Origin of the sequence: Sulfitobacter sp. S190 (genome assembly GCF_025141935.1) — a bacterium.
Taxonomy (GTDB): domain Bacteria; phylum Pseudomonadota; class Alphaproteobacteria; order Rhodobacterales; family Rhodobacteraceae; genus Sulfitobacter.
Window position 1 is genome coordinate 3407699 of sequence record NZ_CP081120.1, and the last position, 13774, is coordinate 3421472.

Below are 13774 nucleotides of genomic sequence, written 5' to 3' on the forward strand. Positions count from 1 at the left end.
TGCGTGAGAAAATCAGTCGGCCCAGAATCTCACAACGCCGCCACGGGGGCAAGCGGGCTCGTCCCTCGCGCGCCCGTTTCGATGGTCGAATTTGCGAAGCTGCGTCAGTAGAACGCGGCCGCGTTGTTGACCAACACGATACGCGCCATCGCCACCGCGATCAGCACCGCCAAGGGCGCCAGATCAAGCCCCCCCATGTTGGGCAGAACACGGCGTATCGGACCGTAAAGCGGTTCAAGCAGACGGTTGAGGCCATACCAGATTTGCGACACCAGCGGCTGGCGCAGGTTGAGAACCTGAAAATTGATCAGCCACGACATGATCACGTGGGCGATGATGAAAAACCACACGATGTTCAGCAGAAGCATCAGAATTTCGAAGATGGATGCCATCGGTACGCCCTCTTGATTGACCTGCAAAGCAGTTAAGCGTCACGGCGCAAAAGGACAAGGGTGCCGCAAGGTCTTGGTTGACGCTTTGGCCCGTAGGGTCAACTTCAGCGCAAAGGAGTTGCCCATGTTTCCGTTTTTCCGCCTTTTCAAGGACGTCGCGCTTGCCAGCCGTCAACCGGATTTTCAGTCATTGACCGACACGCACATCAGCCGCCACATCTGCTGGCCCCACGATCTGGATGTGTTTCTGGAGCTGAACAACGGACGCGCCCTGACCCTGTACGATCTGGGCCGCACCGCGATGGCCCAGCGGGCGGGATTGCTGGCCGTCCTTCGGCGCGAAAGCTGGGCTTTGACCATGGCGGGATCGAGCGTGCGGTACCGTCGCCGCGTGCGCGCATTCGAGCGTTTCGAAGTGCGCAGCCGTGCAGTGTGCTGGGATGACAAGTTTACCTATGTCGAACAGTCGATGTGGAAGCGGAACGGCGAATGTGCCAGCCACGTCTTGTTCCGGTCCGCAGTCACCGACAAGAAGGGGATTGTTGTGCCCCAACGCGTGCTCGCGGCCTTGGGGCAGGATGTCACCTCGCCGCCGATGCCGGACTGGATTCGCGCGTGGATCACGGCCGAAGCGACACGCCCGTGGCCCCCGATGCAGGACGCCTGACGCTTCAGGCGTTCATCGCTTTCATGGCGTCGGAAAAATCAAGCTGATCCACCGACGAAAAGGCCCAGTCGTCGAAATGACGCTGTTCGATGACTTTCTCGTCGAGAATTTTAAAACCCGCGTGCCTTTTGTCGGTACGGATTTTTTCGACGAGGCTGTGCACCGCGTCCTCATCGCCTTCGATGATCTGGCAGAAGTTGCGCCCGTTGAATGCAAGCATCCCCGTGACGCCGCGCGCGCGGTTCGTATCGGCAGAACGCTCCAGTATGTCCTGAACGTCTCTTCCACTCATATTTCCGGTGGCAGTGCTGAAATATGTCAATCGGATCATACCGATTCCTCCGACGGATAGGGCGCCTCGACCGCCGAGGTTGTGTATCGTGCAATGGCTCCCCCTAAGGTAGACCTAAATATTTGATCGGTCAACGCAAAAGCTTCTCTTGCGTCAGGCAAACGGTGCTGCTCTACATCTGCAAAGGGTGGATCGGGGGTTGATTATGGTGTCAAAACGCAAGCGGATTTGGGGCTGGTACTTTTTCGATTTTGCCAGCCAACCCTACAACACCCTGCTGCTGACCTTCATCTTCGGTCCCTACTTTGCCAAGGTCGTCACCGGTATTCTGATCGACGACGGAATGGCCGAAGGCTTGGCCAAAGCGCAGGCTCAGGCCTATTGGGGCTGGGGGTTGGCCATAACCGGCATCGCCATCGCCATCCTCGCGCCGATACTGGGCGCCATTGCCGACAATTCCGGGCGCAAACTGCCGTGGATCTGGGCATTTTCGTTTCTATATTTCGTGGGATCGGGCGCTCTTTGGTGGACCGCGCCACAGGATTTCAGCGTGCTATGGGCGCTATTCTTCTTTGGTATCGGCCTGATCGGGATGGAATTCGCCACGATCTTTACCAACTCCTATCTGCCCGAACTCGATGACGATCCCGATGAACTCGGCCGCATTTCGGGATCCGGTTGGGCCTTTGGTTACATCGGGGGATTGATCACGCTCGGCATCATGCTTGCGGTGTTTCAGGCAGGCGACAGCGGGCGCACTATGCTGGGGTTTGAACCGCTTTTCGGGCTGGACCCCGCGACCGAAGCACCAACGCGCATTGTCGGACCGCTCAGTGCCGTCTGGTTTGCCGTCTTCATGATCCCGTTTTTCGCCTACACACGGGACCTCGACAAAATTATCGCCACGCGTTTGTCCATCGGCAAGGCCATGCGTGACCTGCTGGGAACAATCCGGCGCTTGCCGGAAACGCCATCGCTGATGGCATATCTGGGGTCGTCGATGTTCTACCGTGACGCGCTCAACGGGATGTACACATTCGGGGGCGTTTATGCCGTCGGGGTTCTGGAATGGTCGGTGTTTGAAATCGGCGTTTTCGGGATCGTCTCCATCATCGCGGGGGCTGCATTTGCGTGGCTGGGCGGTCAGGCGGATCGCAAATTTGGCCCAATGCCCGTGATCAAGGTAAGCTGCGGGGCGCTGATATTTGCCGGTTGTCTGATCATTTCCATTTCGCCCCAAGGGATCGCAGGCATTGACCTTGGCGAAGGCTCTGCCCTCCCCGATATTGCCTTCTATGTTGCGGGCGCTCTCATCGGTGCGGCGGGCGGAAGCCTGCAGGCGTCATCGCGCAACATGATGACGCGGCAGGCAAATCCGGAACGCATGACCGAAGCCTTTGGCCTTTATGCCCTATCCGGCAAGGCCACGTCATTCCTCGCGCCCACACTCATCGCATTCGCATCACAAACGACCGGAAGCCAGAGATTGGGCATCACCCCCGTCGTAGGGCTATTCATTATCGGTCTGATCCTGTTAGCATGGGTCAAACCGAAGGGAGATTTCGGCAAATGAATTTGAAGAAAATCCTCACCCTTTCCGCTTTGGCGCTCGCATTGGCCAGCTGTGGCGGCGGATCACGCGACATCAGCGGCGAACGCACACAGGCGGCCCCCCTGCCCACCATCGGATCCTCGGGCGGCGCGCTCAGCAATGTGCAGGCCAAACGCCTGTTCGGCGCCAAGACTGCGGGCAGCAATCAATCCTCGGCGGCATTTGGTGGTTATGCCAAAGGCTGTCTGGCCGGCGCGGAGCAACTGCCCGAGACCGGACCCACATGGCAGGCCATGCGCCTGTCACGCAACCGCAACTGGGCGCATCCCGACACCATCGACATGGTCAAGAAACTCAGCCAGTTCGCGGCGCAGCAACCGGGTTGGAACGGGCTTTACGTCGGCGACCTGAGCCAACCCCGCGGGGGCCCGATGCTGACCGGTCACCGCAGTCACCAGATCGGTCTCGATGCCGACATCTGGATGTTGCCGCCCACGTCGCTGTCCCTGTCGCGTCAGGACCGGGAGCGGATTTCGTCCATTTCGATGCGGCGGGCCAAGGGAGCCTATGTCAATTCCAGCTGGACCCGCGCGCATCATGAAATTCTCAAAGCGGCCGCCAAAGACCCCCGCACCGCGCGCATTTTCGTGTTTCCGGGCGCCAAGGTGCAGATGTGCGACGATGAGCGCGGCGATCGCAGCTATTTGCGTAAGATCCGTCCGTGGTACGGGCATCATTACCACTTCCATGTACGACTGAAGTGCCCCCGCGGGGCCGCAGGATGCGTGGATCAGAACCCGCCGCCCGCGGGTGATGGATGTGCAGATGCGCGTCAGTGGCAGGCGAATATCCTGAACCCGCCCAAGCCGAAACCGGGCGCGAAACCTGCACCGGCCAAGCCACGGCGCGAATTGGTACTGGCAGACCTTCCTGCCCAATGCAAAGCGGTGCTCGATACCAAGTGACCCACCTGATACGGGCCGTAACGCTACTGGCGTGCCTTGCCGCGCCGGTCTTCGCAGAACCACATCTGACGCTCACCTCCCGGATAACATGGGAGGCCAGCGCAGACTGGTTTGGCGGCTGGTCCGGTACCGAGGTCACCGATGACGGTCAAACGATTGTCCTGATCAGTGACAAGGGCCGGATGGTGCGAACAGCGATGCAACGCGACGCCGACGGCGTTCTGAGGGGATTATCACAGGGACAAAGCAGCCTCTTGCGTGCGCCGGATGGCTCTATACTTACCGGCGAATGGTCGGATGCCGAAGGGTTGGCCATCGCCGGAAATGGCCGTGCATTCATCTCTTTCGAACACGCCCACCGCGTCGCTCCCGTAAGCATCGACACCGGCAAGACCGGGGCCGCCTTGCCGCTGCCATTTCAGGACGATCTCCAACTCAATTCCGGGTTGGAGGCGCTGGCAATCGACACCGATGGCACCGTCTACACCCTGCCCGAACGCTCCGGCGCCAAGCGCAGGCCCTTTCCGCTTTACGCCTACAAAGCCGGGCGCTGGCAAACGATTGGCAAGCTGCCGCGCCGCGGTCCTTTCCTCCCTGTGGGTGCAGATTTTGACGACACGGGCCGCTTCTGGCTGCTTGAGCGTGCCGCAACGCCGCTGGGGTTTCGCAGCCGTATCCGCCTGTTCGATCTTACCCGAGACGATTTGACAGGCGCCACGGTTATGACCACCGGCCCAGGGCAATATGATAACCTCGAAGCGATCAGCCTGTGGCGCTCGGACAGTGGGCAATTGCATGTGACACTTGTCTCCGACGATAACTTTCTGCGTATCCAACAGACCCAGATCGTCGAATTCGCCGTGACGGAATAACTTGCGTTGCGCTGTGATCGCGCCTAATGACGCCCGGTCTGCGATCCCCGCAGGCCAAGTCGCCGCACCCTTGCAAAAACGGTTAATTTTATGACACGCACACACCTTCCCGGTATTCTTGCCATGGCTGCCATCGTTGTGGCCTCCAATATCCTTGTACAATTCCTCTACGGGAACTGGCTGACCTGGGGGGCCTTCACCTACCCGCTCGCCTTTCTCGTAACCGATGTGATGAACCGCGTTTACGGAACAAAGGCCGCCCGCCGCGTCGTGCTGGCGGGTTTCGTCGTGGGCATCGTATGCTCGCTCATCGGCACCCAGATCATGGGTGAATTCGGTCCGCTGGTTACCGTACGGATCGCGATCGGCTCAGGGCTGGCATTCCTCGTCGCCCAACTGCTGGACGTCGGTATTTTCGCGGCCCTGCGCAATGGCGCATGGTGGAAAGCACCTCTTGTATCCACGCTCATCGGCAGCACCGTGGACACCGCAATCTTCTTTTCGGTCGCGTTTTCCGGCGCGCTGACATTTGTGCATCCTGAAACCGATGTCAGCTGGGCCGCTGAGATGTTGCCATTGTTGGGTATGGGGCCGGTAGCACCGCTTTGGGTATCGCTCGCTGTTGCGGACTGGTCGGTCAAACTGGGGCTGGCACTGCTTGCCTTGATACCGTTTCGGATCATCACTGCGCGCTTGCGTGCCGCCTGATGAGGCACGTTTAAAAAACGACACATCGGTTCGCAGAAAACGCTTTGCGATTTGGGAAACTTGTGAGACGATTCTCTTGAGTTCAACAAATGAAAAGGAGGTGATCTAGTGTTTAGAAAAGTACTGGAGAAAGGTGTCGAGACAGCTTTGGAGGTCACTAGCTAGGGCAGCCCCTGGCGTGCTGAAAACCAAGGTGGACAGGCAGTCTAACCGACCCACCTCCTTACAATTCGATTGGGCCACTTCGGAACTCGGGGTGGCCCTTTTTGCATCTGCGGCTATGTTGCGCGGTATGTTGCGGATTAATGACACCATCACGATACAGGATTGGGAAATCACCGAAAACTTTGTCAGGGCGTCCGGCCCCGGCGGGCAGAACGTGAACAAAGTGTCCTCCGCTGTCGAATTGCGGTTCGAAGCGGCGACCTCCCCGTCGCTTCCTCCCCCGGTCAAAACACGCCTTAAACGTTTGGCGGGCCGCCGCTGGAGCACCGAAGGCGCGTTGATCTTGCAGTGTGACGAAACCCGCAGCCAGGCCCGCAATCGCGAAATTGCCCGCATACGCCTGAAAGAATTGATCGAAAAAGCGCTGGTCAAGCCAAAGCGCCGCATCCCCACACGCCCCACGTTAGGGTCAAAAAAGCGGCGATTGAAGGAAAAGAAAGTCCGGGGAGAAGTGAAGGCCCTGCGCGGCAAAGTCGATCCGAACTAACCGCGTTTGAGCATGTAGATGTCCATGATCCAGCCATGATCGGCCCGCGCGCGGGCGCGCGTTTCAACGATACTCTCGCGGACGTCCAGCAGTGGCCCTTCGATGATGATCTGCTCTTTCATCCCCACGTAGGCGCCCCACCAGATATGCACCCCGATCGGGTCAATCGCCTCGAACGCGCCGCCTGCGTCCAGCATGACGACGACTTTCGCCGCGCCCTCGGGCCAGCCTTCGTCGCGCAGGCGGCGACCGGTGGTGACGACAAAGGGCGCACCGATGTCGTTCAACACCGTCGCATGGGCGGCCGTCAGGGTCTGCACCGATGTAATGCCCGGGATCACGGTCAATTCTGGAGCCGGGTCCAGCCGCCCGGCAATCCGCAACGTGCTGTCGTAGAGCGCAGGATCGCCCCACACAAGCAATCCGACCCGATCCGCACCGCCGTGCGCAAGAATTGTCGCCTGCCATACTGCTGCGATCGCGTCGTGCCAGTCATCGACACGCTTGCGGTAATCCAGAGTGGTCTCATCGCGCACGGGCAGATCAAATTCGACGATGCGTGTGGTTTCGCTTGTCAGCACCTCGGCGCAAATATCACGCCGCAGTTGCGCCAGATCGTCCTTTCCCTTGCCTTTGTTCGGGATCAGGATGAGATCCTGCGCATTAATCGCACGTATCGCCTGCAGGGTCAGATGCTCGGGGTTGCCCGTACCGATACCGATCAGCGTCAGGGAAAGGGTCATGCCGGTATCCTCGCGATCGCCTTGTGCCGCAACGCACCCAATACCCGCGCATCGGCGAATGTCCCATCGGGCGACGCGGCATAAAGCTTGGCGAAAGTCTCTAAAGCGGGCAAATCATCGTCCGTAATCTCGCCAAAGAGGTACGCAACCTTGCCACTTTCCCGAAAAGCGACCGCTTGTTCGCGAGCGCACCCCGACATGCAATCGATCCCCTTTACCGAAACATCGGGTAAATATGCGCGGACCCTTTCGATGAATCCGTCGCGGCCCAGATGGCAGGTCGAGCACACAAAAAGCGTCACTGCGCAGGCTCTGCCAAGGGGCCGTAGAAGATCAACGCAGGCGTACTGGTCGACAGCCCCTGCAGGTGGGCGGCCAGCGATGCGATCGTGAAGCGTTCAAGCCGTTCGGCCGGTGTGCTCACAGCCTCGGCCAGCATCGCAGGCGTGTCGCCCGGCAAGCCATGCTCGATAAGCCGCGCAACCAGCCCGGCAAACGTGCGCTTGCCCATGTAGACGACGGTCGTTGCCATCGGGTCGGCCAACGCAGCCATGTTCACATCGGGGGGCAACTCGCCCGTGACATCGGCACCGGTGATGAACTGCACCCGCCGCGCGGTCAGACGCCGGGTCAGCGGCATGCCCGCCGTGGCTGCCGCCGCAGACGCACTTGTCACGCCGGGCACGATATCGAAGGGGATGCCCGCTGCGCGCAGCGCTGTTATCTCTTCTTCCAGCCGCCCGAACATCCCGCTGTCACCCGACTTCAACCGAACGACATTGAGGTCGGCACTCGCGTATTCAACAAGAACCCGGCTGACATGATCCTGCTTGGGCGATGGCCGCCCCGCACGTTTTCCCACACCGATCAGGTCTGCATCAGGCCGGGCATGCTCGAGGATCGGGCCGGAGGACAGATCATCGAACAGCACAACGTCGGCTTGCTCCAGCCGCTTCACCGCCTTGACGGTCAGCAGTTCCGGATCGCCGGGACCTGACGACACAAATGAGACAAATCCGGTCATGCGCCCTCGGCAATCAAATGGAAGAACGTACCGCTCGCCTGACCACCGCCCTCGAATTGTCTGACGCTACCGGTTTCATCAACGGTTACACCGTTGCTGTCTGTAATATCGGCCAGCGGCGCATCGGGTTCGTTGATGATGGTGGCGTAATGGAACTCGTGCCCCCGCAGCTGTGCCCCCGTGTCGCATCCCGGAATTGCAGCTTTCAGCGTGGCGCGCCGGTATCCCAAATGGAACTTTCGTTTGGCAAAAGAGGTCTCTAACCCGAGCAATCCCGACATTTGATGCCTTACGCCCTCCTTGTCGATCAGACCGGAGCCCAGTGCCATGTACCCCCCGCATTCCCCGTGAACACGTTTGGTTTTCGCGAAATCCTGCAGCCCGTCCCGAAACCGTGTCGCTGCGGCCAACACACCTGCATGCAGCTCCGGATAGCCGCCGGGCAACCAGCAGACGTCCGCATCCGCATCCGGCGCTTCATCGGCGAGTGGAGAGAATGGCAAAACCTCGGCGCCAGCCGCGCGCCATCCCGCGATCAGGTGCGGATATACGAAGGCAAATGCGTTGTCGCGGGCAAGCGCAATGCGCTGTCCGGGTGGCGTGATTTTTGCGGGAGCTGTCGTTTCCTCCTGCGCACCCATTGCCGCATCCCGCAGGGCGGCCAGATCGACATGCTCGCTCACAAATGCTGCGGCGTCTTCAAGGATTTGCGACAGGTTTTCCTGCTCGCCAGCCTGCACGAGCCCGAGATGCCGTTCGGGAAGTTCCATTTCCTTGCGGCGCGGCAACACCCCCAGAACAGGGATACCCACTTGATCCATCCCGACACGGATCAACGCTTGGTGTCGCGGGGATGCGACCCGGTTGAGCACGACACCCGCCAAGGCCACATCCGGGCGCATCTTTTGAAAACCCAATGCGGTCGCGGCAATGGATTGCGCCGCACCCGAAGCGTCAAGCACCAGCACAACCGGCCAGCCCATCATCGCCGCGACGTCCGCGCTCGCCCCGTTGCCCGATGCACCCGGAATGGCGACGCCGTCAAACAGCCCCATCGACCCTTCGGCAAGCACCAGATCGGCACCATCCGCATTCGCCAGCAATCCGGCCATGCGGTGCTTCTCCATCGACCAGCTGTCCAAGTTGAAGGACGCCCGCCCGGAGGCCGCGGTGTGAAACGCCGGATCGATATAGTCAGGTCCGCCCTTGAAGGGCTGCACATCGATGCCCTGTGCGCGAAACGCGGCAAGCAGCCCCAGCATCAGCGTTGTCTTGCCGGTGCCCGACGAAGGCGCGGATATCATGAGGCCGGGCGGGATCATTCTGATGTCTCCGGGAAACGAGGCGCTGCGCCGACCGGACGGAACCGCCTGTCGTAATCACCCGCGTAGAGCCTGCTTTCGTCAAATTCATCGGCCCCGATTGCGTGCCCGACCAAGATAAGCGCGGTGCGTGCCATTTCTTCACCAACACTCGTCTTGAGCGTGCCGAGGGTCGCCCTCACCACGCGCTCGTCCGGCCAACTGGCGCGCCAGACCACGGCCACCGGACAATCGGCGCCGTAGTGCGGCGTCAATTCCTCGACCACGCGATCCAGCACGTGCACTGACAAATGGATAGCCAGCGTTGCCCCCGTCGCCCCGAAATTCGCGAGCGTCTCGCCTTCGGGCATCGCCGTGGCGCGGCCCGATGTCCGGGTCAGCACCACAGACTGGACAACACCCGGCAACGTCAGCTCTGACGCGAGAGTTGCGGCGGCGGCGGCAAAGCTCGGCACGCCGGGCGTCACATCGTAAGGGATGCCCAGCGCGCGCAACCGTCGCAACTGTTCCCCCATCGCGGACCAAACAGAAAGATCGCCGGAATGTATGCGCGCGACGTCCTGTCCATCGGCATCAGCGGCGGCGATTTCATCCATGATTTCGTCCAGCGACAGCCTTGCGGTATTCACGATACGTGCGCCCGCCGGACAGTGTTGCAAGATACCTTCGGGGACCAAAGACCCTGCATAGAGACATACCGGGCACGACGCGATCAGATCACGCCCCCGCAGGGTAATCAGGTCCGGCGCGCCGGGGCCTGCACCTATGAAATGAACGGTCACGTCATACCTCTTTGATGTCGGCAATTGCTGCCGTTGCCATACCATCGCCCGACACGACCCGCGCTGCAACCAGCTCTGCATCGGCCCCGGCCGCAACAAGTGCCGCCGCTTCACACAGGGATCCTGTGCCGAACGTGTCAATGATCCGTTGCGATTGCGTCGGGGTCATCATCTGGGCCATATCCTCCGCGCTCACCCCAAGCCCCGGCACACCGAGCACCTGCGCAAGTTCGCGGAATTTCTTTGATCGCGCCTTCGCGCTTTCGGTAACAATCGCATCGACGCCCTTGCCGTCGGATGCGTCAATTGCCTTTTGCAACGCATCACTCAGCGAGGCCATCTCAGCACCCCCGCGAAATCCGATCCCCGCAACCCTCACAGCGTCACGCTCCATTGCACGATTGGCCGCGAGGCGGTCCAACCGCGCATCGGGCCAAGCGGTGTGGCCTGCGCGATGTCCACCCGCATGAGGCTACCTCCACGTTCGGCGTGCTGTTGCGCCAAAAGCGCCTCTGTTTCGAGGGTGACGCCGTTTACGACCAACCGGGTATTGCGGGGAAGTCGCTCGTAAAGAATTTCTAGCAAAGGCAAACGAGCCCCCCCGCCAATGAACACGGCCGCTGGCAATTCTGCGTCCGCAATATGGTCCGCGGCGTTCCCGGCCACGGCGGTCATTCGGTGCGCGATGCCGAAGGTCGTGATGTTGGCGGCGATGTTATCGACCCTGCGCGCATGTTGTTCGAAAGCGATGGCGCGGCCACCGGCAAGGCACCATTCCACCGAAATAGAGCCTGATCCCGCGCCAATATCCCACAAAAGCTCACCCGGACGGGGGGCAAGCGCGCTAAGCGTCAGGGCGCGGACGGGGCGTTTCGTGATCTGGCCGTCGTGCGCAAAGGCATCATCCGGAAGGCCGGAGGCGCGCGACAGGCCGACCTGCGCGGGCAAGGAGACGCCGACCGCGACCGGTGTTTGTATATCGTCGAGATCAAAGGCTTGCGCCGTTGTTGTCCGGATCCGTTGGTGCGGCCCTCCCAGACGTTCCATGACCCAAAGCTCCGCCTCACCTGCGCCAGCACTGGTGAGCCACTGGGCGAGGGCGGCCGGAGCCTTTGCGTCGCGGACCGTGCATATGAGTTGCCCGGAAGGGGATAGCACGCGGGCGAGCTGCTGGAATGGGGCGGCATGCAGGCCATGACAGGTCGTCTGTTCAAGCCGCCATCCGAGTGCTGAAGCCGCCAACGAGAAAACCGACGGCGCAGGAAAACACCTCCATTCGTCCCTATTTAGCGACGAAACGAGGCTACCACCGGCCCCGAACCAGAATGGATCCCCCGATGCAAGAACCGCTGTTTTCCGGCCTCGCTGTGCCAGGACGGGTTCGATCGAGAACGGGACAGGCCACGGCGTGCCGCGGGCGCCGATCTGTGCCAGTTCGAGGTGGCGGGGGGCGCCGATTACGATTTCTGCGGCGTCGAGGGCGGCGCGGCTTGCGGGGGACAGACCGTCGAGGCTATCTTCGTTCAGACCGATAATGCTGAGCCAGGGATCACCCACCATGCGCGTCCTTCTTCTGGGTGGTACCACCGAAGCCAGCCAATTGGCCCGCCTGTTGAAAACCGCCGACATAGAGACTGTTTTTTCCTATGCGGGGCGGACAAATACCCCGATTGAACAACCGGTGCCGGTGCGTGTGGGCGGTTTTGGCGGGGAAGAGGGGTTCGATCGGTATCTGGCGCAGGCCGGTATTACCCACGTGATTGACGCCACCCATCCCTTTGCCGCGACCATGGCACACACTGTGCACACGGTGTGCACCGCGCGTACACTGCCGGTGTTGCGGCTGGCGCGGGCGCCGTGGCAGCCGCAGGCGGGCGACGACTGGCAAAGCGTGCCGGATATCGCCGCCGCAATCGGTGCCCTGCCCGATGCGCCGGCCTCCGTTTTTCTCGCAATCGGCCGGATGCATGTTGACCAGTTCGCCGCAAAGCCTGCGCACCGCTATCTGCTGCGGCTGGTCGATGCACCACAACACCCGCCGGCTTTGCCGCAGCACCAGATCGTGGTGGCCCGTGGTCCGTTCGATGTGGCGGGCGACCGAGCGCTGATGAAAGCCCACGGGGTCACCCATCTGGTCGCCAAGAACGCGGGCGGCACCGGTGCGGTGGCCAAAATCACGGCGGCGCGCGCGCTGGCGGTGCGTGTCATCATGATCGACCGGCCCTATCGCCCGCCGGTCGAAACCGTGACATCGCCGGAGGGCGTTCTGGTGTGGCTGGGTCATTCCGCGGACCGGGGCGTATAGACGTATGGACCGACCCTGCGCGTGCCCGAGTTGCCGACCAGCACCACGGTGCGCATGTCGGCCATATCTTCCGACGCCTCGCCCAGTGTCACGGTCTTGAGCCGTTGATCGGGATGGGTCACGTTGCGGGCAAAGGTGATGAGCCGGTCGGGACCACATTCGGCACGCAGGATGTCGAGCGCCTGACCGAACTGGTGGGGCCGTGATTTGGACCGCGGGTTGTAGAAGGCCATCGCGAAATCGGCCTGCGCCGCGAGCCTGAGGCGGTTTTCGATCAGGGGCCAGGGTTTGAGATTGTCGCTGAGGTTGATCGCGCAGAAATCATGGCCCAGTGGCGCCCCCGCGGCAGCGGCGGCGGCCAGCATCGCGGTGATGCCGGGCAAAACGGTGATGTCCGCGCCCGCGAACTGCGGCTGCGCCTCGAGCGCTTCGAACACGGCGGAGGCCATGGCAAAGACGCCGGGATCACCGGAAGAAACCACCACGACACGCGCACCGTCCTGCGCCAGTTGCAAGGCATGCGTGGCGCGGTCGATTTCGACCCGGTTGTCCGTAGCATGCAGCGTCAGGCCGGGCCGCGGCGCGATGCGTTTGACGTAAGGAATGTAGCCGATCACGTCGGTCGCGCGGTCGATGACATCGCGCACTTCGGTGGTGACGAGCGTTTCGCGCCCCGGCCCCAGACCGACGATGGCGATGCTGCCGCTCACTCTGCGGCCTCGGGGCGGCGGCCCTGCCCATGCACCAGAACAATCGCGAAATAGGGGCAATCATCGTCCGCCGTATCGGCTAGTTTTGCGATCCGCTGGCCGGGCATGGTGCCTTTTTCGACCAGCCACGCATCGTCAAGCCGCCCTGTCGCGGCAAGCGCACGGCGAACCCGCGGCAGGTTGCGCCCCGTTTTCATAATCACGAGCGCATCGGCGCGTTGCATGTGGGTGATCAGGTCATCCTCCGGCAGGGTCGCCATCAGCACGCTGAGCACGTCATCGCCCCATGTGAACGGCGTATCGAGCGCGTTCCAACACCCTACCATTCCGGGGATCGCAGGCAGCACTTCGACCTCCGCCCGGCCCTGAAGCCGGGTGTGCAGGTGCATGAAGGAGCCATAGAAGAAAGGATCACCTTCGCACAGAACGACCACGTCATTGTCGCGCGCCAGCGTTTCGAGCCTGTCCGCCCATTCGGCGTAGAACGCGACCATCAGCGCCTTGTATTCATCCGAGCCGAAATGCAGTTCGGTCGTGACGGGGTATTCCATGGGGTATTCGATCACGTCGTCGCGCAGCATGTCGGCGACGATGGTGCGGGCCTGCCCCTTGCGGCCTTTCTTGCGAAAATAGGCAAGATGTTTGGCGCCGCGGATGGTGCGGTCGGACTTGACGCTCATCAAATCGGGGTTCCCGGGGCCGAGGCCTGCGCAGATTACCTTGCCCAT

At 61.5% G+C, this 13774-nt stretch carries 18 protein-coding genes; 7 read left to right on the top strand and 11 right to left on the bottom strand.

All coding sequences use genetic code 11. The features are described 5' to 3' along the window. Positions 1-104: 104 nt before the first annotated feature. Positions 105-392, bottom strand: coding sequence for a YggT family protein (locus K3756_RS16915; protein WP_259989435.1), 288 nt, complete (start codon positions 390-392; stop codon positions 105-107). Between the two features lie 124 nt (positions 393-516). On the opposite strand from K3756_RS16915, the gene K3756_RS16920 reads away from it, so the two are divergent. Then, on the top strand, positions 517-1059 hold the full coding sequence (locus tag K3756_RS16920) for a thioesterase family protein (protein WP_259989437.1): 543 nt from the start codon (positions 517-519) through the stop codon (positions 1057-1059). A gap of 4 nt (positions 1060-1063) precedes the next feature. Here the strand turns inward: K3756_RS16920 and K3756_RS16925 are convergent, their stop codons facing one another. Continuing rightward, positions 1064-1390, bottom strand: coding sequence for a BLUF domain-containing protein (locus tag K3756_RS16925; RefSeq protein ID WP_259989439.1), 327 nt, complete (start codon positions 1388-1390; stop codon positions 1064-1066). A gap of 166 nt (positions 1391-1556) precedes the next feature. On the opposite strand from K3756_RS16925, the gene K3756_RS16930 reads away from it, so the two are divergent. The 5 genes from K3756_RS16930 (at position 1557) to arfB (ending at position 6160) form a co-directional block, all read left to right on the top strand. Beyond that, on the top strand, positions 1557-2924 hold the full coding sequence (locus K3756_RS16930) for an MFS transporter (protein ID WP_259989441.1): 1368 nt from the start codon (positions 1557-1559) through the stop codon (positions 2922-2924). Next, positions 2921-3868, top strand: a complete 948-nt coding sequence (gene mepA, locus K3756_RS16935) for a penicillin-insensitive murein endopeptidase (RefSeq protein ID WP_259989443.1) — start codon at positions 2921-2923, stop codon at positions 3866-3868. Before K3756_RS16930 ends, mepA begins: the two co-directional genes overlap by 4 nt. Beyond that, positions 3865-4740: an esterase-like activity of phytase family protein gene (locus tag K3756_RS16940; RefSeq protein WP_259989445.1), complete on the top strand. Its 876-nt coding sequence runs from the start codon at positions 3865-3867 to the stop codon at positions 4738-4740. The genes mepA and K3756_RS16940 overlap by 4 nt, the downstream gene beginning before the upstream one ends. Before the next feature lie 90 nt (positions 4741-4830). Further along, the gene (locus K3756_RS16945; RefSeq protein WP_259989448.1) at positions 4831-5448 is read left to right on the top strand and encodes a queuosine precursor transporter; all 618 of its coding nucleotides are present in this window, start codon (positions 4831-4833) and stop codon (positions 5446-5448) included. 292 nt (positions 5449-5740) lie between these two features. Next, positions 5741-6160 carry an alternative ribosome rescue aminoacyl-tRNA hydrolase ArfB gene (gene arfB, locus K3756_RS16950; protein ID WP_259993595.1) on the top strand — a complete coding sequence of 140 codons (420 nt, stop codon included), beginning with the start codon at positions 5741-5743 and terminating at the stop codon, positions 6158-6160. Here the strand turns inward: arfB and cobF are convergent. From cobF to cbiE, 7 genes are read right to left on the bottom strand one after another with little or no spacing between them, the layout of a single operon-like run. Next, the gene (gene cobF, locus K3756_RS16955) at positions 6157-6903 is read right to left on the bottom strand and encodes a precorrin-6A synthase (deacetylating) (RefSeq protein ID WP_259989450.1); all 747 of its coding nucleotides are present in this window, start codon (positions 6901-6903) and stop codon (positions 6157-6159) included. The genes arfB and cobF overlap by 4 nt on opposite strands. Continuing rightward, a complete protein-coding gene (locus K3756_RS16960) occupies positions 6900-7205 on the bottom strand; it encodes a DUF1636 domain-containing protein (RefSeq protein WP_259989452.1) in 306 nt (101 codons plus the stop codon). Before K3756_RS16960 ends, cobF begins: the two co-directional genes overlap by 4 nt. Continuing rightward, positions 7202-7927, bottom strand: coding sequence for a uroporphyrinogen-III C-methyltransferase (cobA, locus tag K3756_RS16965; protein WP_259989454.1), 726 nt, complete (start codon positions 7925-7927; stop codon positions 7202-7204). Before cobA ends, K3756_RS16960 begins: the two co-directional genes overlap by 4 nt. After that, entirely contained in the window at positions 7924-9249 is a 1326-nt protein-coding gene (locus K3756_RS16970; protein ID WP_259989456.1) for a cobyrinate a,c-diamide synthase, read from the bottom strand. The genes cobA and K3756_RS16970 overlap by 4 nt, the downstream gene beginning before the upstream one ends. Then, entirely contained in the window at positions 9246-10031 is a 786-nt protein-coding gene (gene cobM, locus K3756_RS16975) for a precorrin-4 C(11)-methyltransferase (RefSeq protein WP_259989458.1), read from the bottom strand. Before cobM ends, K3756_RS16970 begins: the two co-directional genes overlap by 4 nt. 1 nt (position 10032) lies before the next feature. Continuing rightward, complete coding sequence (locus tag K3756_RS16980; RefSeq protein ID WP_259989461.1) at positions 10033-10425, bottom strand: cobalamin biosynthesis protein; 393 nt, start codon at positions 10423-10425, stop codon at positions 10033-10035. Continuing rightward, positions 10407-11588 carry a precorrin-6y C5,15-methyltransferase (decarboxylating) subunit CbiE gene (gene cbiE / locus K3756_RS16985; protein ID WP_259993596.1) on the bottom strand — a complete coding sequence of 394 codons (1182 nt, stop codon included), beginning with the start codon at positions 11586-11588 and terminating at the stop codon, positions 10407-10409. The genes K3756_RS16980 and cbiE overlap by 19 nt, the downstream gene beginning before the upstream one ends. A 1-nt stretch (position 11589) precedes the next feature. Here cbiE and K3756_RS16990 point away from each other — a divergent pair, with 1 nt between their 5' ends. Continuing rightward, positions 11590-12336, top strand: a complete 747-nt coding sequence (locus tag K3756_RS16990) for a cobalt-precorrin-6A reductase (RefSeq protein ID WP_259989463.1) — start codon at positions 11590-11592, stop codon at positions 12334-12336. Here the strand turns inward: K3756_RS16990 and cobJ are convergent. Both cobJ and cobI read right to left on the bottom strand, forming a co-directional pair. Then, positions 12312-13046 carry a precorrin-3B C(17)-methyltransferase gene (gene cobJ / locus K3756_RS16995; RefSeq protein ID WP_259989465.1) on the bottom strand — a complete coding sequence of 245 codons (735 nt, stop codon included), beginning with the start codon at positions 13044-13046 and terminating at the stop codon, positions 12312-12314. The genes K3756_RS16990 and cobJ overlap by 25 nt on opposite strands. Then, positions 13043-13774: a precorrin-2 C(20)-methyltransferase gene (cobI, locus tag K3756_RS17000; protein ID WP_259989468.1), complete on the bottom strand. Its 732-nt coding sequence runs from the start codon at positions 13772-13774 to the stop codon at positions 13043-13045. The genes cobJ and cobI overlap by 4 nt, the downstream gene beginning before the upstream one ends.